The sequence below is a fragment of the Enterobacter cloacae complex sp. ECL72 genome (assembly GCF_019056635.1).
Classification (GTDB): domain Bacteria; phylum Pseudomonadota; class Gammaproteobacteria; order Enterobacterales; family Enterobacteriaceae; genus Enterobacter; species Enterobacter hormaechei_C.
The window spans coordinates 2064163-2087856 of sequence record NZ_CP077659.1 but is presented as its reverse complement, the minus strand read 5'-3'; the positions used below and the strand labels follow the sequence as shown (position 1 = coordinate 2087856).

Here is a 23694-nt window from a genome sequence, read left to right as displayed (position 1 = left end):
AAAGGGGCGTAAGCCCCTTTTTTGATGGTTTCAACACTACAGCAATAAATCCACGTTTTTAAAAGGGACAGATTTAAAAAGATACCCCTGTAATCCCCAAACCCCCACCTCACGCAGTATTCCCATATGATCTCTATTCTCAATCCCTTCAATAATAATTTTGTCACAGTGTTTTTTGATTGATGCAATCAGCGGGTAGAAGGTTGGCTTCTGCACCTGCTGATTAAAGAAGCAGCGATCTACCTTTACAACCTCAAAGTATCCTTCCATCAAACTAACAACATTCGCGTTTCCTGCACCAAGGTCATCGAGCCATAGCCCATTTACACCCTGGCTCAGCGATTTTAATAAGGGACTTTTCAATCCCTTATCCAAACCAAGGAAATGCTCAGAAAGTTCAAGTTTGATGAATGGCATCGATTCGAAAGTTTGTCTAAGTATGTAGTCATGGCGTATCAGAAAAGCCATTTGCTGATCAATGTTCAGTGTACAAAATAGATTCTTTTGCTCGAACCACGTTTGCTTAATGGCAATGTTTCCACATTGTTCGTATAGGAAAAGCCGCTTCCTATCTAAATCCCAAGATGAAATCACGAACTCAGGGTGAAGGGGACGTCCATCTGAGGCAATGAAGCGAGTGAGAAGCTCAACGCCTAACAACCTCTCGTCAATGCTCACAATTATTTCCGCGATAAATTGAGTCTGCATGTGTTTACTCCATGAATGTAACAGACTGATAATGATGCATTTAAAAATGCTGATCAATAAAAGCGATCAATTAGCAATATACGATTGATAATAACGATTGATATAAGAGATTGAAATATAAGGGGAAAATAAATTTCAGATCATTCCTAATCATGGGTTAGGAGGCTGAGGATTTATGTGTTCTTGAGCGGGAAGATATAAATGGGGCATCAGCCCCTTTTTTAGTTCTGGAAGTCAACTACACATAACAGGTCTTTAAGCGGTGGGCGATGCGTGTAAATAGAGGTGACGCCTAAACTTTGGGTTCGGGAATGACCAACTACAAACTGCATCAAAGGTAAAGACACGCCCCCAGATGCAAGGCAATGGCTTACGAAGGTGTGACGAAGACTATGTATGCGCCTTTTTAGCCCAAACTCATCATAATCAGGGATACCTGTTTCATTCATCAACTTACCCCATTCGACTGTTGCTGTGGTGTAGTTAGGTAAGTCACTGAAAATCAGATCACCATCGTTTAGAGCATCGGCAAGACTGAGTAAACCTGACTCTAAAACCTTATTGAGTGGTATCTGGCGTTGGGCATGTTCGGTTTTCCCGTCTTCTATATAAATGTACCAGCGTGAAGTTTCTTCATCTAAACGGATGTCCCGCTTTCTGATAGAGGCAATCTCGCCACGTCGAGCACCAGTATAAATGAGGGTGAGAAAGTACCATTTGCGCCAATCGTTATTTTCCAGTGAGAACAGCTTGGTTTTAAGCTTACTCAACTCAGTGTTGCTGAAATGACCTCTCCGATTAGGCTTCACCTCATATGTGATTCCATCGGTTGGGGATTTCTCTAACTGGTCTTTGGTTTCGACGAGGTAAGTTTTAAAAAGCGAGCGCCAGATCTTGAGATGTTTTTCAACATGCTGACTACTGATCAGATCTTCCTCTGGTACGTCATAATCAATGCATTCAGGCAAAGATAGGCGCTTGTATGGCAGCTTAGTACGAGTAGGTAAGTTTTCGGTCACTTTCAGCGCTTCACGAATATCTTGCTTAGTAACCCGATCAATCGGTTTATCACCAATAACGTAAATCAGCACATCAAAGAAACGCTGGTTCTCGTTAGCGATGCTTGCTCGCCATTTTTGACCTTTTTCTTCAACATACTGCGTCCATGCTTCGGAAAGTTTGATTGCTTGGCTTGCGGTATCTTTAACTTCCGTTGAAAAAGCCTGGTTTGTTTCAACCCTACTTTGGGGTGAAGATTTTAGTTTCTGCTCTTCTAACTGATTTTGCAGTGTTGCAATGAGTTGGCGATATCGTAGCAAATCTTTCGAATAGAATGCTTCATAGGCTTGCGCGACGGTCGCGCGGCTCATATCAAGTGCAGCACCTACTTGATTCGCAAAGGGCAAATCTCCCTTGGAAAGTTCAAGTTTCTTCATGTGAAGACTTGCAAGCACTTCGTTTGCTGTCTGATCGCTACCATTAACCATGCGTTGGAAGTGAGCTTCCGAATAGCCTTGTGCGGCTTCTACCGTATCTGAAGCAGATAATAGACAATTAGGATGTATGTTTCTGTGCCACTGTCCTAACTCCGGCAGACGCTCCACCTCTGCAATATCTCTTTCGAGTGCATGTAGAAGATAGTTGTCAAAGTCCTGCTTAGTGGCAGCTCGGTAGCCTTGCATTTTGCGTTTGAACTCTTCGAGGCTCATCGTTCCATTCTGCACAAGGGGAATGAAAGGGCGGATCTGATTCATGATCACTTCTGCTTGCTTTCGGCTATCAGTACCGAGACTCAGACGCACAAAACTTGTTGAATCATTTAGTCTAAAGTTAGTGTAGTATGTGCGCCCACGAATCATTGTGTGTGACAGCTTGTGTGACACGTTGTTTGCCATGCTGTGTACCATGAAAGAGTTACAGATCAGTGAGTTAAGTCGATTTATTGGCTAACTCGTTGTTTTAGAAAGTATACCAGACGCCTGTGAAGGCGACACCTGAGGAAGCTCAATGAGCGAGAAGTTACAGAAAGTGCTGGCGCGTGCCGGCCACGGTTCGCGCCGTGAAATCGAAGCCATTATTGAAGCAGGCCGCGTGAGTGTGGACGGTAAAATCGCCACGCTCGGTGACCGCGTTGAAATCGTACCGGGGCTGAAGATCCGCATTGACGGCCATCTTATCTCCGTGAAAGAGTCTGCTGAACAGATCTGCCGCGTACTGGCTTACTACAAGCCGGAAGGCGAACTGTGTACCCGCAACGACCCGGAAGGTCGCCCGACGGTGTTTGACCGTCTGCCAAAATTGCGTGGCGCCCGCTGGATTGCCGTAGGGCGTCTGGACGTGAACACCTGCGGCCTGCTGCTGTTCACCACCGATGGTGAACTGGCAAACCGTCTGATGCACCCGAGTCGTGAAGTGGAACGTGAATATGCCGTTCGTGTTTTCGGCCAGGTTGATGAGAACAAACTGCGCGACCTGTCGCGTGGTGTTCAGCTGGAGGACGGCCCTGCGGCGTTCAAAACCATCAAGTTTACCGGTGGTGAAGGCATTAACCAGTGGTACAACGTTACCCTGACAGAGGGACGTAACCGCGAGGTGCGTCGACTGTGGGAAGCGGTCGGTGTCCAGGTGAGTCGCTTGATTCGCGTCCGCTATGGCGACATTTTGCTGCCGAAAGGCCTGCCACGTGGCGGCTATACCGAACTGGATCTGACGCAAACCAACTACCTGCGCGATCTGGTTGGCCTGACGCCAGAAACCACGTCGAAAGTGGCGGTAGAGAAAGATCGTCGTCGCATGAAGGCGAATCAAATCCGCCGTGCGGTGAAACGTCATAGCCAGGTCAGCAGCAATCGCCGCTCTGGCAGCCGTAATAACAACGGTTAATTGAAAAGCCCGGTGAATATACCGGGCTTTTTTTTCAGTAATCAATCCCAATTTGCGCTTTGATACCCGCATCGAACGCATGCTTAACCGGACGCAGCTCGCTGACGGTATCGGCCAGCTCCAGAATGTCCCGATGACACCCGCGCCCCGTGACGATCGCCGTCTGGTGTGCAGGGCGGTTCCTGAGGGCCTCCAGCACGGCTTGCAGCGGCAGGTAGTCATACGCCACCATATAGGTGATCTCATCCAGCAACACCATGTTCAGCGACGGGTCTGAAAGCATTCTTTTGGCATGCTCCCAGACGGCGAGGCAGGCTGCGGTATCGGTTTCCCGGTTCTGGGTATCCCAGGTAAAACCGGTTGCCATTACCTGAAACTCAACGCCATGCGGCTCGAGCAGATTACGCTCGCCGTTGGGCCATTCACCCTTGATAAACTGGATCACGCCCACTTTCTGCCCATGCCCGACTGCGCGGGTGGCGGTCCCAAATGCGGCGGTGGTTTTGCCTTTGCCGTTGCCGGTGAACACGATTAGGATACCGCGCTCGTCCTGAGCGGCCGCCACGCGTGCATCAACCTGTTCTTTCAGACGCTGCTGGCGCTGCTGATGACGATCATCACTCATTGCGATATCCCCGGTTTGCGGCCTGGCTGGGCATCGAAGGTCATTCCGGTTTTGCGACGGCTGTCGTCACCCATCAGCCACAGGTAAAGGGGCATGATATCGGCCGGGGTTTTAAGCTTCTGCGGATCTTCTGTCGGGAAGGCGCTGGCGCGCATTTTGGTGCGCGTACCGCCTGGATTAATACAGTTAACCCGCAGGTGGCGGCTTTGGTACTCTTCGGCCAGCACCTGCATCATTCCTTCGGTGGCAAATTTTGAGACGGCGTAAGCCCCCCAGTTCGCACGCCCCTGACGCCCCACGCTGGAGGAGGTAAATACCAGCGAGCCGGAATCGGAGTTGAGTAATAAAGGAAGCAAGGCCTGGGTCAGGAAAAACGTCCCGTTGACGTTAACCTGCATCACCTGCTGCCAAATCTCCGGATCCTGTTCATCCATCGGGCGCACTTCGCCCAGTAACCCCGCGTTGTGCAGTACGCCGTCCAGACGCGGATAATGTGTGCTGATCCGCTGGGCAAGGGCCTGACATGACGCTGGCGTGCAGGTCAGCAGATCGAGCGTATACCAGGGCGTGGGGGTACCGCCGGCGTTTTCGATTTCACGGGCGACGGCCTTGAGCTTTTCTTCATTACGTCCAAGCAGAATAAGGCTCGCACCGTATTCAGAATAGGTCAGCGCCGCTTCGCGACCAATCCCGTCGCTGGCACCGGTAACCAGAATGATGCGGTTCTGTAGAAGGTTTTTTTGTGGCTGATAATGCACGGTGGCTCCTCAGGCGCATTGGGCGTGACTTGCACCTTTATTTATGACTTTTCGGCTTTATGCCCGAAACAGCGTCAGAATTCAATCAGTCTACAGGACAGAACGCTGGGAAATTAACAATTTGCAAAGATTTAAACCAGAAGCGGGGGATTCCTGAAGCCGCCTCGCAGAGGTAATGTCCAGAGCGAGACGCCTGCGCAGGGCTGTTGTACACTGGCGTGAAAGATTCGTGGTTAAATCAAGGTGGAACGCGTGGAATTACTTTCTCAGTATGGGTTGTTTTTGGCCAAAATCGCGACGGTGGTTATTGCTGTCGCGGTGATTGCCGTCCTGATTGTCAACCTGACGCAGCGTAAGCGTCAGCGTGGTGAGTTACGCATTACCCGCCTGAGCGAGCAGTATAAAGAGATGCAGGAGGAGATGTCTCTGGCGCTGCTTGACGATCATCAACAGAAGTTGTGGCTAAAAGCCCAGAAGAAAAAACATAAGCAGGACGCCAAAGCCGCGAAGGCGAAAGCTAAGCTCGCCACGCCACAGGCTGACGCAAAACCGCGCGTCTATGTGCTCGATTTTAAAGGTAGCATGGATGCGCATGAAGTCTCCTCTCTGCGTGAAGAAGTGACGGCGGTGCTGGCCGTGGCGACAGCCCAGGATCAGGTGGTGGTACGCCTTGAAAGCCCGGGCGGCGTAGTGCATGGGTATGGACTGGCGGCTTCGCAGTTACAACGTCTGCGGGATAAACAGATCCCACTCACCGTTGCGGTAGATAAGGTCGCGGCGAGTGGCGGCTATATGATGGCGTGCGTGGCGGATAAAATCGTCGCGGCACCGTTCTCCATTATCGGCTCGATTGGGGTGGTCGCGCAGATCCCTAACTTCAATCGTTTCCTGAAAAATAAAGAGATCGACATCGAACTGCATACGGCGGGTCAGTACAAACGTACGCTGACGCTGCTCGGCGAAAATACCGAAGAGGGACGGCAGAAATTCCGGGAAGATCTGAACGAAACCCACCATCTGTTCAAAGATTTCGTGCACCGCATGCGCCCAACGCTGGACATTGAGCAGGTGGCTACGGGCGAGCACTGGTACGGCACGCAGGCGCAGGAGAAAGGGCTGGTGGATGAGGTGGGTACCAGCGACGACCTCCTGCTCAACCTGATGGAAGGCCGTGAGCTGGTGGGGGTGCGCTTCACCCGACGTAAGCGCCTGCTCGACCGTTTTACCAATAGCGCGGCAGAAAGCGCGGATCGCCTGCTGCTACGCTGGTTGCAGCGCGGACAAAAGCCGCTGCTGTAAAGAAAAACGCGAGGCAGATGCCTCGCGTTTTCGTTTTAATCGACCAGGTGGTACTTCTCTGAGAGGGTATGCGCCAGGTATTTAAACATGTTAAACACGGCGGTGCTTTTCGGGGTGGGTAGCCCTTGTTCATCAAGGAAGTATTCACCGCTGAACACCAGCACGCCATTACGTTGTTCCACGCCAGTCGCTTCAATTCCCGCCAGGGTGTCTTCATGGTCGCGAATGAGTTTGTTTGCTTCGATAAGCAATGAAGCTCGGTCAATGGGTTGGGTCGTATTCTGCATATTCCACTCCTTAAACAGTGACAATAGTCTACGCCTGGGTCGCTTCGGGGGCAAATTTTCCCTGTTATCCGAGGGGATAAGAAACAGGGGCTGGCTGGCGGGATTTGCTTTTGCATGCTAATAAAGTTGCGTAACGAATTTTATCAGGTACAGTGTGCGCTTTCGTCATTCTGGCAACAGAATTGCTTGACATTCGACCGGGAATTCGTCACGAATGAACTTTGATGTGAGAAAAATACCCGAAAACTCAATGACCTGGATGTCGCCATTCTGACGTTCGGTAACACATAGGGGTTGATATCCCCTGACGATGTCGCAATATCAATGGCTCGTCGTCAGCGGAAGGGAAATCAACGTGCGGCGTATTCCTGGAAGAATTAAATTAGGTAAAGGTGAATATGGGTAAAGCTCTCGTCATCGTTGAGTCCCCGGCAAAAGCCAAAACGATCAATAAATATCTGGGCAATGACTACGTGGTTAAGTCCAGCGTTGGTCACATTCGCGACTTGCCGACCAGTGGCTCAGCCAGCAAAAAGAGCGCAGACTCTACCTCCACCAAAGGGGCTAAAAAGCCTAAAAAGGATGAACGTAGCGCGCTTGTCAACCGCATGGGTGTTAACCCATGGCACAACTGGGATGCACATTACGAAGTGCTGCCAGGCAAAGAAAAAGTCGTTAACGAGCTGAAACAGCTTGCTGAAAAAGCAGACCACATTTATCTCGCAACCGACCTTGACCGCGAAGGGGAGGCCATCGCATGGCACCTGCGGGAAGTGATCGGGGGTGATGACAAACGCTACAGCCGTGTAGTGTTCAACGAAATTACAAAGAATGCGATTCGCCAGGCGTTTGAAAAGCCGGGTGAACTGAATATCGACCGTGTTAACGCTCAGCAGGCGCGTCGCTTTATGGACCGCGTTGTAGGCTACATGGTCTCGCCGTTGCTGTGGAAAAAGGTCGCTCGCGGCCTGTCTGCGGGGCGTGTGCAGTCTGTGGCTGTTCGTCTTGTTGTTGAGCGTGAACGCGAGATCAAAGCGTTCGTCCCGGAAGAGTTCTGGGAAGTGGATGCGAATGTCACCACGCCGGGCGGCGATGCGCTGCCGTTGCAGGTGAGCCATCACAACGACAAACCGTTCCGTCCTGAAAATCGCGATCAGACCATGGCCGCCGTGGCGCTGCTGGAAAAAGCGCGTTATCAGGTTCTGGATCGTGAAGATAAACCAACCAGCAGCAAGCCTGGCGCACCGTTTATCACGTCAACTCTCCAGCAGGCGGCAAGTACCCGTCTGGGTTACGGCGTGAAGAAAACCATGATGATGGCCCAGCGCTTGTATGAAGCGGGTTACATCACCTACATGCGTACTGACTCCACCAACCTGAGCCAGGACGCTGTCAACATGGTGCGTGGCTATATCGAGGACAACTTCGGTAAGAAATACCTGCCGGACGGGCCTAATCAGTACGCCAGCAAAGAGAATTCTCAGGAAGCGCACGAAGCGATTCGTCCTTCTGACGTTTCCGTTCTGGCTGAATCGCTGAAAGATATGGAAGCGGACGCCCAGAAGCTGTATCAGCTGATCTGGCGCCAGTTCGTAGCCTGCCAGATGACGCCAGCGAAATACGACTCCACCACGCTGACGGTCGGCGCGGGTGATTTCCGCCTGAAAGCGCGCGGCCGCATTCTGCGCTTCGACGGCTGGACAAAAGTGATGCCAGCGTTGCGTAAAGGTGATGAAGACAGAACGCTGCCTTCAGTCAACAAAGGTGACGAGCTGTCGCTGGTTGATCTGGTCCCGGCTCAGCACTTCACCAAGCCACCTGCGCGCTTCAGCGAAGCATCGCTGGTGAAAGAGCTGGAAAAACGCGGCATCGGTCGCCCGTCCACCTATGCGTCAATCATTTCGACCATTCAGGATCGTGGATACGTTCGCGTCGAGAACCGTCGTTTCTATGCTGAAAAAATGGGTGAGATTGTCACCGACCGTCTGGAAGCGAACTTCCGCGAGTTGATGAACTATGACTTCACCGCGCAGATGGAAGACAGCCTCGATGAGGTTGCCAGCCATAAGGCAGAGTGGAAGAAAGTTCTCGACAGCTTCTTCAGCGATTTTACCAATCAGCTTGAGAAAGCCGAGAAAGATCCTGAAGAGGGCGGCATGCTGCCTAACCAGATGGTACTGACGAGCATCGACTGCCCAACCTGCGGCCGTAAAATGGGGATCCGTACCGCGACCACGGGCGTGTTCCTCGGTTGCTCTGGCTATGCGCTGTCGCCGAAAGAGCGTTGCAAAACCACCATCAACCTCGTGCCGGAGAACGAAGTTCTCAACGTGCTGGAAGGTGACGATGCGGAGACCAACGCACTGCGCGCCAAACGCCGCTGTAAGAAATGCGGCACGGCGATGGACAGCTACCTGATCGATCCAAAACGCAAACTGCACGTTTGTGGCAATAACCCGACCTGCGATGGTTATGAGATCGAAGAAGGTGAGTTCCGTATTAAGGGCTATGACGGTCCAATCGTTGAGTGTGAGAAATGTGGTTCCGAAATGCACCTGAAAATGGGACGCTTCGGTAAGTACATGGCATGCACCAACGACGACTGTAAAAACACGCGTAAGATCCTGCGTAACGGTGAAGTTGCGCCGCCGAAGGAAGACCCGGTTCCGCTTCCTGAGCTACCGTGCGAGAAGTCAGACGCGTATTTCGTTCTGCGTGACGGTGCTGCCGGGGTATTCCTGGCGGCCAACACCTTCCCGAAATCGCGCGAAACCCGTGCGCCGCTGGTAGAAGAGCTGTACCGCTTCCGCGACCGTCTGCCGGAGAAACTGCGTTACCTGGCCGATGCGCCACAGCAGGATCCGGAAGGCAACAAAACCGTGGTGCGCTTCAGCCGTAAAACGAAGCAGCAGTACGTGGCGGCAGAGAAAGAGGGCAAAGCGACCGGATGGTCAGCCTTCTTTGTCGACGGGAAATGGGTTGAAGGCAAGAAATAATCTTCCCTTACCGTAACTTACCTGTAAAAGGGCCGGACTTCCGGCCCTTTTTTATTACGTAGTTATTATTTTTTTTTCCGTACTATACAGCCTGGCTATAAATGATATAGTGGTTATAGTTAACCCGTTTCTTATTATCAAATCGTCTTAAGCGATTGACGCATGCGCTAAATCGGATGGTCTGGCATGAAATTACAGCAGCTTCGCTATATCGTTGAGGTCGTCAATCATAACCTCAATGTCTCTTCCACCGCAGAAGGTCTTTATACCTCTCAGCCCGGCATCAGTAAGCAGGTGCGTATGCTGGAGGATGAGTTAGGTATTCAGATATTTGCCCGCAGCGGTAAGCACCTGACTCAGGTCACCCCGGCAGGACAGGAAATCATACGCATCGCACGGGAAGTGCTCTCCAAAGTCGACGCCATTAAATCCGTCGCCGGGGAACATACCTGGCCGGATAAAGGCTCTCTGTATATTGCCACCACGCATACACAGGCGCGTTATGCGCTTCCCGGGGTGATCAAAGGCTTCATAGAACGCTATCCCCGCGTTTCCCTGCATATGCATCAGGGATCACCGACGCAAATCGCAGAGGCCGTGTCTAAAGGCAATGCAGACTTCGCTATCGCGACGGAAGCGCTCCATCTGTACGATGATCTGGTCATGCTCCCGTGCTACCACTGGAACCGCTCTATTGTCGTGACCCCGGATCACCCGCTGGCGGGGAAGGGCGAAGTGACAATCGAAGAACTGGCGCAATACCCGCTGGTGACCTATACGTTCGGCTTTACGGGCCGGTCTGAACTGGACACCGCGTTTAACCGCGCCGGATTAACGCCACGGATTGTCTTTACGGCGACGGATGCGGACGTCATAAAAACGTATGTACGTCTGGGCCTGGGCGTTGGGGTTATTGCCAGCATGGCGGTGGATCCTGTCTCAGACCCGGATCTGGTGCGTCTGGATGCGCATGATATTTTCAGCCACAGCACCACCAAGATAGGTTTTCGTCGCAGCACGTTCCTGCGCAGCTATATGTATGATTTTATTCAACGCTTTGCGCCACATTTAACGCGCGATGTGGTGGATACAGCTGTGGCGTTACGCTCCAATGAAGACATCGAAGAGATGTTTAAAGACATTAAACTTCCCGCCAAATAATCACTCCCGGTATCTTTCTCTTGCGGAAAGATACCGTCATTCCGCTTAAACCTGAATTAGAATTATCATCATCTACGCCCACTGTCATATATCGTCATAACCCATTTGATGACTATGGTTTTACTGTCGCAAATTTGCGACAAAAGTAGAAACTAATTTACAGCTGTGCAAATTATTCTTTTCAATTATTTATTTCGGGTCAAAAGATTGAATTTTCCCGGGCTCGGATACGTAAATTCACTGGCTTTTCGGCTAAAGTTTCTTTAGGATTTATCTCATCAGATGATTACTTGTGCCAATTGTTTGGTCTCTAAATGATAAGCGATATCGATTGTATGAGGTTAGCAATGCCGTCAGGAAGTGAAGAACCGCAAAGGGATCCCGCGCTTAAGCGTAAAGCCTGGCTGGCGGTCTTTCTTGGCTCTGCCCTGTTCTGGGTGGTGGTTGCTCTTCTTGTCTGGAATTACTGGGGTTGATTATGGTCATGACGGTGCGTACAGAAGCGAGAAAAGAGATGTGTCAGCTTCGTGATAATGCTCACAAAGCCCGTAAGGTGCCAGCAACCAGCGTGCCAGCTTCCTGGAAACTGACGCCGCAGCAGCAGGCCTTTATTGATGTGTTCGCGGAAGACGAACCCAAAAAACAATAATTTTGATTTTTGCGTAATGATGCAAATAGTCTGAATATAGACTGTGCACTTTTGTACTCCTTAATAAATACACATCAGCAATATAGAACGAGGGCAGACCTCGCAACCTTAAATAATTAAAGACTGGTGTCCCTATGATGAATAACATGACAACCGTAAAATACTGGTCATGGCTCGGCGTATTCTCAGCGTCGATCCTCTTCTGGTGTCAGCTCCTCTGGCTGGCCCTGCACTAAATCGTAAAACCTCGCCACGGCGGGGTTTTTTGTTTTATCCCTCGCGTTGGACCATTCCTAAATTTATCAATTTGGGTTGTTATCAAAACGTTACGACATCTTTGTGTTATCTTTAATTACAGCCCTGATGATTGTCAGGACATCCCTGTTTTTAAGGAGGAGCTTATGTCGTTAACCCTACGCGAAGCCAGTAAGGACACATTACAGGCGGAAAATAAAACCTGGCGCTACTACAGCTTACCGCTGGCTGCCAGAACGCTTGGGGACATTTCGCGGTTACCCAAGTCGTTGAAAGTCTTACTGGAAAACCTCTTGCGCTGGCAGGATGGCGACTCGGTTACCGAGGAGGATATCCAGGCTCTGGCAGGGTGGCTGAAAAATGCTCATGCAGACAGAGAAATTGCCTATCGCCCGGCCAGAGTGCTGATGCAGGATTTCACCGGCGTGCCAGCGGTGGTGGATTTGGCAGCTATGCGTGAAGCCGTTAAGCGTCTCGGGGGCGATACAGCTAAGGTTAACCCCTTGTCCCCGGTAGACCTCGTCATTGACCACTCCGTCACCGTCGATCACTTTGGTGACGACGATGCTTTCGGCGAAAACGTCCGTCTGGAGATGGAACGTAACCATGAACGCTACGTATTTCTGAAATGGGGTCAGCAGGCGTTCAGCCGCTTCAGCGTTGTTCCACCGGGCACTGGCATTTGTCACCAGGTCAACCTGGAATATCTTGGCAAAGCCGTCTGGAGTGAATTGCAGGATAAAGAGTGGGTGGCTTACCCTGATACGCTGGTGGGCACCGATTCACACACCACCATGATTAACGGCCTTGGCGTTCTGGGCTGGGGCGTCGGTGGTATTGAAGCGGAAGCGGCCATGCTCGGCCAGCCGGTATCAATGCTCATTCCCGATGTGGTGGGCTTTAAGCTGACCGGTAAGTTGTCCGAAGGCATTACCGCCACGGATCTGGTTCTGACGGTCACCCAGATGCTGCGTAAGCATGGCGTGGTGGGTAAATTCGTTGAATTTTATGGCGATGGTCTGGATTCACTGCCGCTGGCGGACCGGGCCACCATCGCCAACATGGCGCCGGAATATGGCGCGACCTGCGGCTTTTTCCCGATTGATAGCGTTACGCTGGAGTATATGCGCCTCAGTGGTCGCAGCGAGGAGCAGGTGGCTCTCGTTGAGGCCTACACCAAAGCGCAGGGCATGTGGCGTAACCCGGGTGACGAGCCGGTATTTACCAGTACGCTGGAGCTGGATATGGGCACAGTTGAGGCAAGCCTCGCAGGGCCAAAACGTCCGCAGGACCGCGTCGCCCTGAGCAACGTTCCGAAAGCCTTTGCCGCCAGCAATGAGCTGGAAGTTAACGCCGCACAAAAAGATCACCGTCCGGTGGACTATGTTCTGAACGGGCATCAGTATCAGCTCCCTGACGGCGCCGTGGTGATCGCCGCTATCACTTCCTGTACCAACACGTCCAACCCGAGTGTGTTAATGGCTGCCGGGCTGCTGGCAAAAAAAGCGGTAGAGCTGGGGCTCAAGCCACAGCCTTGGGTTAAAGCCTCCCTGGCGCCTGGTTCGAAAGTGGTATCCGATTACCTGGCACAGGCCAGACTCACGCCTTACCTCGACGAGCTGGGCTTTAACCTGGTGGGCTACGGCTGTACGACCTGCATCGGTAACTCTGGTCCACTGCCTGAACCTATTGAAATGGCGATCAAGCAGGGGGATTTGACCGTTGGCGCGGTACTTTCCGGTAACCGAAACTTTGAAGGGCGTATTCATCCGCTAGTGAAAACCAACTGGCTGGCCTCGCCGCCGCTGGTTGTAGCCTATGCGCTGGCCGGAAACATGAACATTAACCTGGCGACCGATCCGATTGGTCACGATCGCAAAAATGAACCGGTCTATCTGAAAGACATCTGGCCATCATCGCGCGAAATTGCGCGCGCGGTAGAGAAAGTTTCCACCGAGATGTTCCGCAAAGAGTATGCGGAAGTGTTCGAAGGCACAGCGGAATGGAAAGCGATCGACGTGGTGGGTTCCGATACCTATGACTGGCAGGATGATTCCACCTATATTCGCCTGTCGCCATTCTTCGACGAAATGCTGGCGGAGCCTGCACCGCTGAAAGATATTCACGGCGCGCGCATTCTGGCGATGCTGGGCGATTCCGTCACCACCGACCATATCTCCCCTGCGGGTAGCATCAAGGCGGACAGTCCGGCAGGTCGGTATCTGCAAAGTCGTGGCGTGGAACGTCGCGATTTCAACTCCTACGGTTCGCGCCGCGGTAACCACGAAGTGATGATGCGCGGGACCTTTGCCAACATCCGCATTCGCAATGAAATGGTCCCAGGCGTGGAAGGGGGTATGACGCGCCACCTGCCGGATACAGAGGTCATTTCAATTTATGACGCAGCCATGAAGTATCAGCAGCAGGGTACGCCGCTGGCCGTTATTGCCGGTAAAGAGTACGGCTCCGGTTCCAGTCGCGACTGGGCGGCAAAAGGTCCGCGTCTGCTCGGGGTTCGCGTGGTGATTGCCGAATCCTTTGAACGTATCCACCGCTCAAACCTGATCGGGATGGGGATCCTGCCGCTGGAGTTTCCGCAGGGCGTAACGCGTAAAACGCTGGGTTTGACCGGGGAAGAGCAGATTGATATCAGCGGTCTGCAAAATCTGCAACCGGGTAAAACCGTTCCGGTGAAGTTAACGCGCGCAGATGGAACGACAGAAGTGCTGGATTGCCGGTGTCGTATTGATACGGCAACAGAGCTGACCTATTATCAGAACGACGGCATTTTACATTATGTGATTCGTAAGATGTTGGACTGATAAAACTCGCCCGGCACATGTGCCGGGCCGTTTTGCGTTTACTCGCTCAGCAGATGCCCCATTTTGGCAGCTTTGGTATCGAGGTAGTGCGCGTTTTTCGGGTTGCGGCCGACAATCAGCGGTACGCGTTCCACAATATTGATGCCCGCTTCAGTGAGGATTTCCACTTTTTTCGGGTTATTGGTCAACAGACGCACTTCGTCCACGCCCAGCAGCTTGAACATATCCGCGCACAGGGTGAAATCGCGCTCGTCAGCAGCAAAGCCGAGCTGATGGTTCGCTTCGACGGTATCGTAGCCCTGATCCTGCAACGCATAGGCGCGGATTTTATTCAGCAGGCCAATATTGCGACCTTCCTGACGGTGATACAGCAGAACGCCACGTCCTTCCTCTGCGATATGAGAAAGGGCGGCTTCAAGCTGAAAACCGCAGTCGCACCGCAGACTGAACAGCGCGTCACCGGTCAGACACTCTGAATGAACGCGGGACAGCACCGGCGTTTGCCCCGAAATGTCGCCGAACACCAGGGCGACGTGATCTTGCCCGGTTGCCAGTTCTTCAAAACCCACCATCAGGAAATCGCCCCATGGGGTTGGCAGTTTGGCTTCTGCCACACGTTTAAGCTGCATGTGATTCTCCAGACCAGGCTGACACGTTTCGTGCCTTTGCCCCATTATGCTTTCTGTATCGGACTATTTTGCCACAAGCCCGGCAACTTCACCTAATCACCACCACGCTTTACAAACGTTAAACGCACAATCCGACATATCCACCAGAATGATGAAATTCAGTTATGATTGTGGTGCTTAGTGAAAAAGGAGAGGACATGCTTTCAATTGCCAGACGAACGGCCGCAGGAGCCGCCGTATTGCTCGTTATACCCCTGGTCGTTTGGTTCTCCGGCTGGATGTGGCAGCCCGGACAAAACGAGACGTGGCTGAAAGCCTTATACTGGATAACCGAGACGGTCACCCAGCCGTGGGGGATTATTACGCACGTGCTGCTCTGTGGCTGGTTCCTGTGGTGCCTGCGCTTTCGCCTTCGCGCGGCGCTGGTACTGTTCGCTATTCTCGGCGGCGCCATACTTATCGGGCAGGGGGTGAAGTCGTGGGTCAAGGATCGCGTGCAGGAACCCCGTCCTTTCGTCGTCTGGCTGGAAAAAACGCATCATGTTCCGGTGGATGAGTTCTACAATTTAAAGCGTAAAGATCGCGGTGCGTTGGTAAAGGAGCAGCTTGCAGAACAGCAGGATATCCCGACCTTTTTACGCAAACACTGGCAAAAAGAGACCGGCTTTGCGTTTCCTTCCGGGCATACGATGTTTGCTGCCAGCTGGGCGCTACTTGGCGTGGGACTGCTGTGGCCGCGTCGGCGTACCCTCACGATTGCGATTTTGCTGGTCTGGGCGACAGGCGTAATGGGCAGCCGGATGCTGCTGGGGATGCACTGGCCGCGTGATTTGGTGGTGGCAACGCTGATCTCGTGGGTACTGGTGACGCTGGCGACCTGGCTTGCACAACGTTTTTGTGGACCATTGACGCCGCCGCCGGAAGAGAAGGAAGAAATAGCCGAAAGGGAGTCTGGCGGAACCTGAAGGTTGATATTCCGCATTTTGACCATAAATCCATGTAGGGCGCGTTACTTTTTCCATTTCGCGCCCGCCACTAAAATGGTAGCTTATAAGGCTGATTGCAGTGAGTTGAACACGCTTTATACGCTCGAACCACATAACGGGAAGTCATGTGAAATATTTACTCATTTTCTTACTGGTGTTGGCGATTTTTGTCATTTCAGTCACATTGGGCGCGCAAAACGATCAACAGGTAAGTTTTAACTATCTGCTGGCGCAGGGCGAGTACCGGGTGTCGAGCCTGCTGGCGGTGTTATTCGCGGCGGGTTTTGTCATCGGCTGGCTTGTATGCGGCCTGTTCTGGCTTAAGGTTCGTGTTTCTCTTGTTCGCGCTGAACGTAAAATTAAACGACTTGAACATCAACTTACGCCTGCGTCTGACATTCCGGCGAGCTCTGGTGTGCCGGTAGTCAAGGAATAATCGAATATGCTGGAGTTGTTGTTTCTGCTTTTGCCTGTCGCCGCAGCCTATGGCTGGTATATGGGCCGCAGAAGCGCGCAACAAACAAAACAGGATGAAGCAAACCGACTCTCCCGTGACTACGTAGCGGGGGTGAACTTCCTGCTGAGCAATCAGCAGGACAAAGCGGTGGATCTGTTCCTCGACATGCTTAAAGAGGATACCGGCACCGTTGAGGCGCATCTCACCCTGGGAAACCTGTTCCGCTCGCGCGGAGAGGTTGACCGTGCCATTCGTATCCACCAGACCCTGATGGAAAGCGCTTCGTTGACCTATGAGCAACGGTTGCTGGCCGTGCAGCAACTTGGGCGGGATTACATGGCCGCGGGGCTTTACGATCGCGCCGAGGATATGTTCTCTCAGCTGGTGGATGAGACGGACTTCCGTATCGGTGCGCTTCAGCAGCTTCTGCAAATCTATCAGGCCACCAGCGACTGGCAAAAAGCGATTGATACCGCCGAACGGCTGGTCAAACTCGGTAAAGACAAACAACGCGTCGAAATTGCCCACTTCTATTGCGAGCTGGCTCTCCAGCAGATGGGTAGCGATGACATGGATAAAGCCATGGCATTGTTAAAGAAAGGCGCTGCGGCCGATCGCAACAGCGCGCGCATCTCGATCATGATGGGGCGGGTCTTTATGGCTAACGGTGATTACGCCAAAGCCGTGGAGAGCCTGCTTCGCGTTATCGACCAGGACAAAGAGCTGGTCAGCGAAACGCTGGAAATGCTGCAAACCTGCTATCAGCAGTTAGGTAAGCAGGACGAGTGGGTTGCGTTTCTGCGTCGCTGCGTTGAAGAAAACACCGGCGCCACAGCCGAACTGATGCTGTCAGATGTCGTCGAAGAGCACGAAGGGAGTGATACCGCCCAGGTATACATTACCCGTCAGTTGCAGCGTCATCCTACCATGCGGGTATTCCATAAGCTGATGGATTACCACCTTAATGACGCAGAAGAAGGGCGCGCTAAAGAGAGCCTGATGGTGCTGCGAGACATGGTGGGTGAACAGGTGCGCAGCAAACCGCGCTATCGCTGCCAGAAATGCGGCTTCACCGCCTATTCGCTTTACTGGCATTGCCCTTCCTGCCGGGCGTGGTCCACCATTAAGCCAATCCGAGGTCTGGACGGGCAGTGATTTTTTAAAACGCCGCATTTTAGTTACAACATACTAATGGTTGCAGTGATTTCGTCAGCACCGTGCGGTCTGGGGTTCGGCAGGAAAATCATTCGATTCTGTTCATTTACCCCGAGGGCAGGTAGAATGCACGCCGTTTATCTGTTCCGCGCCGCTGCGCGCCCATAGACGAAAAGGGCTGGTCATGACGTCTGTTACATCCTCCACTTCCCGCGTAGTTACCGATTCTCCCGTAGTTGTCGCTCTGGATTACAATAACCGTGACGCCGCACTGGCCTTTGTTGATGGCATTGATCCCCGCGATTGCCGTCTGAAAGTAGGCAAAGAGATGTTTACGCTGTTCGGCCCGTCAATCGTCCGCGATCTGCACCAGCGTGGCTTCGACGTTTTCCTCGACCTGAAATTCCATGATATTCCAAATACCACTGCGCACGCCGTTGCTGCGGCGGCTGAACTGGGCGTGTGGATGGTTAACGTTCATGCATCCGGCGGGGCACGCATGATGACGGCTGCGCGCGAAGCGCTGGTGCCGTTTGGTAATGACGCTCCGCTTCTGATCGCCGTCACCGTGCTGACCAGTATGGATGAATCCGACCTGCGCGATCTGGGTGTGACGTTGTCACCTGCCGAACACGCGGAGCGTCTGGCGCGCCTCACGCAACAGAGTGGTCTCGATGGCGTGGTCTGTTCGGCTCAGGAGGCGGTTCGCTTCAAAGCTGAGCTAGGCCGCGACTTTAAACTGGTAACGCCGGGCATCCGTCCGGCAGGCACCGAGTCTGGGGATCAGCGACGCATCATGACGCCAGAGCAGGCGCTGAGCGCGGGTGTAGACTATATGGTGATTGGTCGCCCGGTGACGCAATCCGCTCATCCGGCAGAGACCCTGAAAGCGATTAATGCATCACTGAAAAAGGGGGCATAATGCGTGACGCCAACAGTCGTCTGGTCTATTCAACGGATACCGGGCGCATTGAAGAGCCAAAAGAGAAAGCTGAACGTCCGAAAGGCGATGGTATCGTGCGAATTCAGCGCCAGACCAGCGGCAGGAAAGGTAAAGGGGTTTGCCTTGTCACTGGCATTGATCTGGATGATGCAGACCTGGTAAAGCTCGCCGCTGAACTTAAAAAGAAGTGCGGATGCGGTGGGGCAGTAAAAGACGGCATTATTGAGATTCAGGGTGATAAACGGGATTTAATTAAAACGCTGCTGGAAGCCAAAGGAATGAAAGTTAAACTGGCGGGCGGCTAAAATAAATGAGCCACGGACATTGCCGTGGCTCTTTTTTTTACGTGCGTAAGTCAGACCTGAAAATACAAAATATATTATTATACCGGTGAGAGCCGTTATGGTGATTATTTGCCCACCTGGTGGCCGATAACACCACCTACGGCAGCACCACCTAATGTACCCAGCGTACTACCATCCGTTAATACTGCACCACCAAGCGCACCAGCACCGGCACCAATCGCGGTATTACGGTCACGTTTAGACCAGTTAGAGCAAGCGCTCAGGGACATTGCTACAGTGATTGCCAGAACAGCGGCGGCTAATTTTTTGCTGGTAAAGGTCATAATACTTTCTCCTGAATTATCGATTCACGGAAAGGAATGCACTTTAAGTATAGACAATATCCATACTTAAATTCTGTTCCCGTGAAACCTGGTCGCGCAGGCGTTTCATCATCACGCAGGTGATAGTCACTTCCTGTTTTATCGCTAATATTAATTTTACGTGTTTAGAACGGTTTCAACAGGTAAAAACTCTTAAAGGCAGGGTCAGAATACTCTCAGAGAAAGGTTTAAGTGCGCCCATTATTCGGGCGCAGCAGGATAATCAGGCCGTTTTTTTCACAATATCGACAGTCAGGCCGTCTTGTTCTAATTGCTGGCGATATTCATCGCGCAAACGCTCATCCGTGATCACGCGGCTGAAGCGCGAAGCCGGACCCATCGTATAAGGGTGTACGGCGCCAAACTTAGAGCTGTCGGTCAGCACTATCGCTTCACACTCTTTGGCGAGTACTGCGTTAACCACGTCTGAACGCATCATGTCGCGACCAGTAAAGCCGGTGTCGGGCTGCCAGCCGTCAATACCAATGAATGCTTTACTGAAGTGAACCTGCTGAACATATTGACGCGTTAATGGCCCCACCATGCTTTCGCTTTTCTTCTGGAAAATGCCGCCCAGCAGTATCACCTCGCACTGAGTTTCCTTCAACAGATGGGCGATATAGCTGCTTACGGTGATGATGGTAACGTCTTTTTGATCGGCGAGCGTGCGCGCCAGAAGGGCGTTACTGCTGCCATTTTCAATAAAGACGGTCTCACCGTTATTCACTAAGGATGCAGCAAACTCCGCCAACTCCCGCTTGAGCGCATAATTGTTCATCATGCGGGTTTCGACGTCGTCGCTGTCCAGTGGAACGGCATATCCGTGCGCACGCCGCAGGTAGCTCTGTTTTTCCAGCAGATTCAGATCCTGACGAATGGTGACTTCAGAAACGCCGGTGGCTTTAGCGAGATCGACCACGCTTACGCGTCCCTGATCGATCACCATCTGCAAAATGATTTGTTGTCGGGAATTCATAGCATCCATTTAAAAGGCAAGGGCGGAAACGACGTGGCTACACTTCCCACGGGGCTTTAGGTTGAGTGGATTCTGGAGCGTTATCAGCGCCGTTCTCAGCCAGCAGTTCAGACTTGAGGATTTCAAGGTTACGGATAGCAGAGTGATAATCGCCTGCGACAAGAATATCCAGCACAGTATCAATACGCTGTGCCACGGCTTTTGCATCAATGTTAGACATAAGCTCACCCTGAAGCGAAAAGTTAATATTATCAATGATGCAGAAAATTGATTCAAAAGAGAAGGTAAAAAATGCAATAACCAAAGTTCATAAATGAAAGTGATAAATTTAACCCCCGTATGCTGCGGGTTGTAGGGGTGGATTAGTCTAAAACTGCGCGCAACGCGCTTTTTTATAAGAGGAATTCGACTATGACAGTTATCAACCAGACAACCTGCACATTGTTTACTGATGCTGAACGATTCACTCAACTGGCGGCTTATTATGAGGCCGAACGGCGTACGGTGTGGATGATGTTACGTGCCACGCCACGGCCTTGCTTCAATCATGCGCTGATCGAGGAGATCATGAATCTCTCCTGGCTGGTTCGACAGTCCGGATTTGTCGTTGATTTTTGGGTCACCGGATCGCTGGTCCCCGACATCTACAATACCGGCGGTGATTTACAGTTCTTCGTTGAGTGCATCAAAAACAACCGACGCGAAGCGTTACGCGCCTATGCCCGGGCCTGTGTGGACTGCGTTCATGCCGCCTCGCGAGGGTTTGATACCGGTGCTGTCACGCTGGCTATGGTGGAAGGAAGCGCGTTAGGGGGCGGGTTTGAAGCCGCGCTGGCGCATCATTTCATTCTGGCCCAGCGCGATGCCCGATTAGGCTTTCCGGAAATCGCGTTCAATCTGTTCCCGGGCATGGGCGGCTATTCACTGGTGGCGCGTCGCGCCGGCATGAAAATGGCGGAGGCGCTGATCTACAAAGGTGAGACGCATACGGCGGAATGGTATGAGCAGCATGGTCTTGTGGATCTCTTATTCGAGCCGTTACAGAGCTATGTTTCGGTGCGGACGTTTATCGACACGCTACAGCCGAAGCTGAACGGCGTAAGGGCCATGCTGCGTGCGCGTACGCGCGTGCTGCCACTTCCGCGAAGCGAGCTGATGGACATTACCGAGGATTGGGTTGATGCCGCCTTCTGCCTTGAACCGAAGGATATCGCCTACATGGAGCGGCTGGTTATGCTGCAAAATCGCCATCAGGCGACGGGCTTACGCAAAGCCAACTAACGGACATTTCTGGCCTGATAGCGCTTTAGCCATCGCTCGAATGCGGCAGCGGGCATGGGCTTAGCAAAAAGATAACCCTGCCGTTCGTTGACGCCATTCTTCGTCAGAAAGGCGTCTTCTTTTGCACTTTCCACCCCTTCAGCAATGACCTGCAAATTTAACGCCTGCGCCACGGCGACTATCGCACGCACCAGCGACTGTGAAATGGACTGCTTATGGATGTCCCGCACGAAAGCCTGGTCAAGCTTAATGGCATCGATAGGGAAGCGCGCCAGCTGCGACAGGGAAGAGTACCCCGTACCAAAGTCATCCAGGTGAATTTGCGCTCCCAGGCGGCTAAATTGCTGGATCACTGACAGGGCCAGCTCTTCATTTTCAATGAGACAGCTTTCGGTCAATTCCACGTCAATCGGGCAGTATTCAAAACTCAGGTCTTTCAGCGCCTGCTTCAGGTCGCTGAAGATGGTCTGGTCCGCCAGCTGACGGGCGGAGACGTTGACCGCGACGCGAAGGTTGATCCCCTTGTCGCGCCATTTCGCCACCTGGCGCACCACATCAAGCATAACCCAGCGGCCCAGGGGCACAATCAGCCCTGACTCCTCAGCATAGGAGATAAATTCCATCGGCGGGATCAGGCCACGCTCTGGCGACTGCCAGCGCACCAGCGCCTCCAGACTTCTGACTTCGCCGCGCCAGGTTATTTTGGGTTGGTAGTGGATTAACAGCTGATCGTTATCCAGCGCTTTACGCAGGTTGGTATCCAGCCACAGGTATTCAAATACGCGCTGGTTCATCTCTGGCGAGAAGACGCAGAATTTGCCCCGGCCATTTTCTTTGGCGGTGTACATGGCGGTGTCGGCATTACGAATGACGCTTTCGCGATCGTTACCGTGCTGGGGCGCAAGCGCGATGCCCAGCGAGCAGCCGGTGTAAACCTCTATCAGCCCGATGCGGAAAGGCTGACGAAGTCGGGTCAGTATGCGCGATGCCATGGCTTCCAGCGCGCCCTGCGAGGTATCGGTGGCTAGCACGATAAACTCATCCCCACCCAGGCGCGCCAGGGTTTGTCCTTCGTCCAGGCAGCTCAGGATCGCCAGCGCAACGGCCTGTAGCAGCTGGTCGCCAAACATATGCCCATAGGCATCGTTCACTTTTTTAAAGTTATCCAGATCGAGATAAACCACGCCTACCTGGGTGTCACCCCGAGCGGTGATGGCATCAGAGATCAGCTCATGGATGGCGTTTCGGTTAGGCAAACCGGTAATCGTATCCGTATTGGCGAGTACGCGCAGGCGCTCCTGGGCCCGACGCTCTTCGGTTATGTCGGTACCTGAACAGATGAGGAAAATTTCATTTTTCCCGCTGCCGCTGTGAACAAATTTATTTCTGAAGAGAAACAGGCGCTGCCCTTTGCGGGTCTTGATCCAGCGTTCAACTTCGTACGAGCTGCCGTTACGAAAAAAACCGGTGATGTTGCGTTTGGAGGCCGCGGCTTCGCTACGGCTCATAAACAGTTTGAACACGTTTTGCCCGATAACTTCCTGTTCCTTCAGGCCCGTATATTCTTCACTTAAACGGTTGAAGCGCTGAATATTCCCGTTCTGGTCGAGGATCACAATCACGGAGTTAGCCTCGGAAACCACCTGTTCGGCGAAGGAGAGCCCCTGCGCCAGGTCGCGCGCCACGGAAGGGGTATCGTTCCAGGCTGATGCCGTTCCTGCCCACTCATTTTTGTTAATTTTACGGCCGACAAGATGAACGGGAACGTCCACACCGTACAAGGGCAGGGTCATGGCAATGCTGGAGGTTATCACGGTGAGCTGGCGGATCAGCGCGGCCTGCTCATCATCCAGCGCCACCACCTGAATGATGTCAGCGCTTTCACTGGCAGCAAGATGCAGAGCATTGCTGTCTGCTGTCAGTCGCCACCAGGGGCTATGCGTACCCATGTAACGAAACAGCAAATTCTGCTCCAGATCGTCCATCACGTTTTCTCCCGCGGCTGCTGAGTAGCGCACAAATTATTCATTTGCAGTCGACAATGACGGCTCTCTTTTACTGTAGATAATTCTGGCGAAATGTGGCGATGGGAAACAGAAAAGTGTGAGAAAAAACGATGATTTTGCGGGAGATAATACAGAAGAGAACTCCCGGCCA

At 52.5% G+C, this 23694-nt stretch carries 24 protein-coding genes; 14 read left to right on the top strand and 10 right to left on the bottom strand.

Annotated elements, in window-relative coordinates; translation table 11 throughout:
- Positions 1-36 precede the first annotated feature (36 nt).
- The gene (locus KTH07_RS10205; protein ID WP_032619580.1) at positions 37-708 is read right to left on the bottom strand and encodes an EAL domain-containing protein; all 672 of its coding nucleotides are present in this window, start codon (positions 706-708) and stop codon (positions 37-39) included.
- Between the two features lie 221 nt (positions 709-929).
- On the bottom strand, positions 930-2462 hold the full coding sequence (locus tag KTH07_RS10200; RefSeq protein ID WP_080337562.1) for a tyrosine-type recombinase/integrase: 1533 nt from the start codon (positions 2460-2462) through the stop codon (positions 930-932).
- Positions 2463-2715: 253 nt separating this feature from the next.
- Here KTH07_RS10200 and rluB point away from each other — a divergent pair, with 253 nt between their 5' ends.
- Positions 2716-3591 carry a 23S rRNA pseudouridine(2605) synthase RluB gene (gene rluB / locus KTH07_RS10195; protein WP_003856794.1) on the top strand — a complete coding sequence of 292 codons (876 nt, stop codon included), beginning with the start codon at positions 2716-2718 and terminating at the stop codon, positions 3589-3591.
- Between the two features lie 34 nt (positions 3592-3625).
- Here the strand turns inward: rluB and cobO are convergent, their stop codons facing one another.
- Together cobO and KTH07_RS10185 are read right to left on the bottom strand one after the other, a co-directional pair.
- On the bottom strand, positions 3626-4216 hold the full coding sequence (gene cobO, locus KTH07_RS10190) for a cob(I)yrinic acid a,c-diamide adenosyltransferase (RefSeq protein ID WP_032619581.1): 591 nt from the start codon (positions 4214-4216) through the stop codon (positions 3626-3628).
- Positions 4213-4974, bottom strand: a complete 762-nt coding sequence (locus tag KTH07_RS10185) for a YciK family oxidoreductase (protein WP_017384219.1) — start codon at positions 4972-4974, stop codon at positions 4213-4215. The genes cobO and KTH07_RS10185 overlap by 4 nt, the downstream gene beginning before the upstream one ends.
- A gap of 252 nt (positions 4975-5226) precedes the next feature.
- Here KTH07_RS10185 and sohB point away from each other — a divergent pair, with 252 nt between their 5' ends.
- On the top strand, positions 5227-6273 hold the full coding sequence (gene sohB / locus KTH07_RS10180) for a protease SohB (RefSeq protein WP_023296716.1): 1047 nt from the start codon (positions 5227-5229) through the stop codon (positions 6271-6273).
- Positions 6274-6308: 35 nt separating this feature from the next.
- Here sohB and KTH07_RS10175 read toward each other — a convergent pair whose 3' ends face one another.
- Entirely contained in the window at positions 6309-6560 is a 252-nt protein-coding gene (locus KTH07_RS10175) for a YciN family protein (protein ID WP_003856804.1), read from the bottom strand.
- A gap of 398 nt (positions 6561-6958) precedes the next feature.
- On the opposite strand from KTH07_RS10175, the gene topA reads away from it, so the two are divergent.
- From topA to acnA, 6 genes are all read left to right on the top strand, one after another.
- A complete protein-coding gene (gene topA, locus KTH07_RS10170) occupies positions 6959-9556 on the top strand; it encodes a type I DNA topoisomerase (RefSeq protein ID WP_017384217.1) in 2598 nt (865 codons plus the stop codon).
- A 186-nt stretch (positions 9557-9742) separates the two neighbouring features.
- A complete protein-coding gene (gene cysB / locus KTH07_RS10165) occupies positions 9743-10717 on the top strand; it encodes an HTH-type transcriptional regulator CysB (RefSeq protein WP_006810844.1) in 975 nt (324 codons plus the stop codon).
- A gap of 335 nt (positions 10718-11052) precedes the next feature.
- On the top strand, positions 11053-11193 hold the full coding sequence (locus KTH07_RS10160; RefSeq protein ID WP_213083754.1) for a YmiA family putative membrane protein: 141 nt from the start codon (positions 11053-11055) through the stop codon (positions 11191-11193).
- 8 nt (positions 11194-11201) lie between these two features.
- Complete coding sequence (locus KTH07_RS10155) at positions 11202-11366, top strand: hypothetical protein (RefSeq protein ID WP_162184607.1); 165 nt, start codon at positions 11202-11204, stop codon at positions 11364-11366.
- Positions 11367-11503: 137 nt separating this feature from the next.
- Positions 11504-11602, top strand: a complete 99-nt coding sequence (gene ymiC, locus KTH07_RS23475; RefSeq protein WP_032103392.1) for a small membrane protein YmiC — start codon at positions 11504-11506, stop codon at positions 11600-11602.
- A 165-nt stretch (positions 11603-11767) separates the two neighbouring features.
- A complete protein-coding gene (acnA, locus tag KTH07_RS10150; protein ID WP_017693321.1) occupies positions 11768-14443 on the top strand; it encodes an aconitate hydratase AcnA in 2676 nt (891 codons plus the stop codon).
- Between the two features lie 38 nt (positions 14444-14481).
- Here the strand turns inward: acnA and ribA are convergent, their stop codons facing one another.
- Positions 14482-15072, bottom strand: coding sequence for a GTP cyclohydrolase II (gene ribA, locus KTH07_RS10145; protein WP_003856813.1), 591 nt, complete (start codon positions 15070-15072; stop codon positions 14482-14484).
- A gap of 197 nt (positions 15073-15269) precedes the next feature.
- Here ribA and pgpB point away from each other — a divergent pair, with 197 nt between their 5' ends.
- The 5 genes from pgpB (at position 15270) to yciH (ending at position 18918) form a co-directional block, all read left to right on the top strand.
- Entirely contained in the window at positions 15270-16037 is a 768-nt protein-coding gene (gene pgpB, locus KTH07_RS10140) for a phosphatidylglycerophosphatase B (RefSeq protein WP_003856815.1), read from the top strand.
- 148 nt (positions 16038-16185) lie between these two features.
- The gene (locus KTH07_RS10135; protein ID WP_003856817.1) at positions 16186-16494 is read left to right on the top strand and encodes a LapA family protein; all 309 of its coding nucleotides are present in this window, start codon (positions 16186-16188) and stop codon (positions 16492-16494) included.
- A gap of 6 nt (positions 16495-16500) precedes the next feature.
- Complete coding sequence (gene lapB, locus KTH07_RS10130) at positions 16501-17670, top strand: lipopolysaccharide assembly protein LapB (protein ID WP_003856819.1); 1170 nt, start codon at positions 16501-16503, stop codon at positions 17668-17670.
- A 184-nt stretch (positions 17671-17854) separates the two neighbouring features.
- Positions 17855-18592, top strand: a complete 738-nt coding sequence (gene pyrF / locus KTH07_RS10125; RefSeq protein ID WP_023303835.1) for an orotidine-5'-phosphate decarboxylase — start codon at positions 17855-17857, stop codon at positions 18590-18592.
- Positions 18592-18918: a stress response translation initiation inhibitor YciH gene (gene yciH, locus KTH07_RS10120; RefSeq protein ID WP_003856822.1), complete on the top strand. Its 327-nt coding sequence runs from the start codon at positions 18592-18594 to the stop codon at positions 18916-18918. Before pyrF ends, yciH begins: the two co-directional genes overlap by 1 nt.
- A 104-nt stretch (positions 18919-19022) precedes the next feature.
- Here yciH and osmB read toward each other — a convergent pair whose 3' ends face one another.
- The 3 genes from osmB to KTH07_RS10105 all read right to left on the bottom strand — a co-directional run bounded on the left by osmB (position 19023) and on the right by KTH07_RS10105 (position 20476).
- Positions 19023-19241: an osmotically-inducible lipoprotein OsmB gene (gene osmB / locus KTH07_RS10115; RefSeq protein WP_017384212.1), complete on the bottom strand. Its 219-nt coding sequence runs from the start codon at positions 19239-19241 to the stop codon at positions 19023-19025.
- Between the two features lie 262 nt (positions 19242-19503).
- Complete coding sequence (locus tag KTH07_RS10110; protein WP_063161928.1) at positions 19504-20256, bottom strand: DNA-binding transcriptional regulator YciT; 753 nt, start codon at positions 20254-20256, stop codon at positions 19504-19506.
- A 37-nt stretch (positions 20257-20293) separates the two neighbouring features.
- Positions 20294-20476: a hypothetical protein gene (locus KTH07_RS10105; RefSeq protein WP_023303834.1), complete on the bottom strand. Its 183-nt coding sequence runs from the start codon at positions 20474-20476 to the stop codon at positions 20294-20296.
- Positions 20477-20667: 191 nt separating this feature from the next.
- On the opposite strand from KTH07_RS10105, the gene KTH07_RS10100 reads away from it, so the two are divergent.
- Complete coding sequence (locus tag KTH07_RS10100) at positions 20668-21537, top strand: crotonase/enoyl-CoA hydratase family protein (protein WP_032619586.1); 870 nt, start codon at positions 20668-20670, stop codon at positions 21535-21537.
- Here the strand turns inward: KTH07_RS10100 and pdeR are convergent.
- Positions 21534-23525 carry a cyclic di-GMP phosphodiesterase gene (gene pdeR / locus KTH07_RS10095; protein ID WP_032103394.1) on the bottom strand — a complete coding sequence of 664 codons (1992 nt, stop codon included), beginning with the start codon at positions 23523-23525 and terminating at the stop codon, positions 21534-21536. The genes KTH07_RS10100 and pdeR overlap by 4 nt on opposite strands.
- Positions 23526-23694 lie beyond the last annotated feature (169 nt).

What these genes read in the sequence shown, in the direction of transcription:
- KTH07_RS10205 (WP_032619580.1), bottom strand. Translation starts at nt 708, where the DNA reads ATGCAGACTCAATTTATCGCGGAAATAATTGTGAGCATTGACGAGAGG.
- KTH07_RS10200 (WP_080337562.1), bottom strand. Translation starts at nt 2,462, where the DNA reads ATGAATCAGATCCGCCCTTTCATTCCCCTTGTGCAGAATGGAACGATG.
- rluB (WP_003856794.1), top strand. Translation starts at nt 2,716, where the DNA reads ATGAGCGAGAAGTTACAGAAAGTGCTGGCGCGTGCCGGCCACGGTTCG.
- cobO (WP_032619581.1), bottom strand. Translation starts at nt 4,216, where the DNA reads ATGAGTGATGATCGTCATCAGCAGCGCCAGCAGCGTCTGAAAGAACAG.
- KTH07_RS10175 (WP_003856804.1), bottom strand. Translation starts at nt 6,560, where the DNA reads ATGCAGAATACGACCCAACCCATTGACCGAGCTTCATTGCTTATCGAA.
- topA (WP_017384217.1), top strand. Translation starts at nt 6,959, where the DNA reads ATGGGTAAAGCTCTCGTCATCGTTGAGTCCCCGGCAAAAGCCAAAACG.
- cysB (WP_006810844.1), top strand. Translation starts at nt 9,743, where the DNA reads ATGAAATTACAGCAGCTTCGCTATATCGTTGAGGTCGTCAATCATAAC.
- KTH07_RS10160 (WP_213083754.1), top strand. Translation starts at nt 11,053, where the DNA reads ATGAGGTTAGCAATGCCGTCAGGAAGTGAAGAACCGCAAAGGGATCCC.
- KTH07_RS10155 (WP_162184607.1), top strand. Translation starts at nt 11,202, where the DNA reads ATGACGGTGCGTACAGAAGCGAGAAAAGAGATGTGTCAGCTTCGTGAT.
- ymiC (WP_032103392.1), top strand. Translation starts at nt 11,504, where the DNA reads ATGAATAACATGACAACCGTAAAATACTGGTCATGGCTCGGCGTATTC.
- acnA (WP_017693321.1), top strand. Translation starts at nt 11,768, where the DNA reads ATGTCGTTAACCCTACGCGAAGCCAGTAAGGACACATTACAGGCGGAA.
- ribA (WP_003856813.1), bottom strand. Translation starts at nt 15,072, where the DNA reads ATGCAGCTTAAACGTGTGGCAGAAGCCAAACTGCCAACCCCATGGGGC.
- pgpB (WP_003856815.1), top strand. Translation starts at nt 15,270, where the DNA reads ATGCTTTCAATTGCCAGACGAACGGCCGCAGGAGCCGCCGTATTGCTC.
- lapB (WP_003856819.1), top strand. Translation starts at nt 16,501, where the DNA reads ATGCTGGAGTTGTTGTTTCTGCTTTTGCCTGTCGCCGCAGCCTATGGC.
- pyrF (WP_023303835.1), top strand. Translation starts at nt 17,855, where the DNA reads ATGACGTCTGTTACATCCTCCACTTCCCGCGTAGTTACCGATTCTCCC.
- yciH (WP_003856822.1), top strand. Translation starts at nt 18,592, where the DNA reads ATGCGTGACGCCAACAGTCGTCTGGTCTATTCAACGGATACCGGGCGC.
- osmB (WP_017384212.1), bottom strand. Translation starts at nt 19,241, where the DNA reads ATGACCTTTACCAGCAAAAAATTAGCCGCCGCTGTTCTGGCAATCACT.
- KTH07_RS10110 (WP_063161928.1), bottom strand. Translation starts at nt 20,256, where the DNA reads ATGAATTCCCGACAACAAATCATTTTGCAGATGGTGATCGATCAGGGA.
- KTH07_RS10105 (WP_023303834.1), bottom strand. Translation starts at nt 20,476, where the DNA reads ATGTCTAACATTGATGCAAAAGCCGTGGCACAGCGTATTGATACTGTG.
- KTH07_RS10100 (WP_032619586.1), top strand. Translation starts at nt 20,668, where the DNA reads ATGACAGTTATCAACCAGACAACCTGCACATTGTTTACTGATGCTGAA.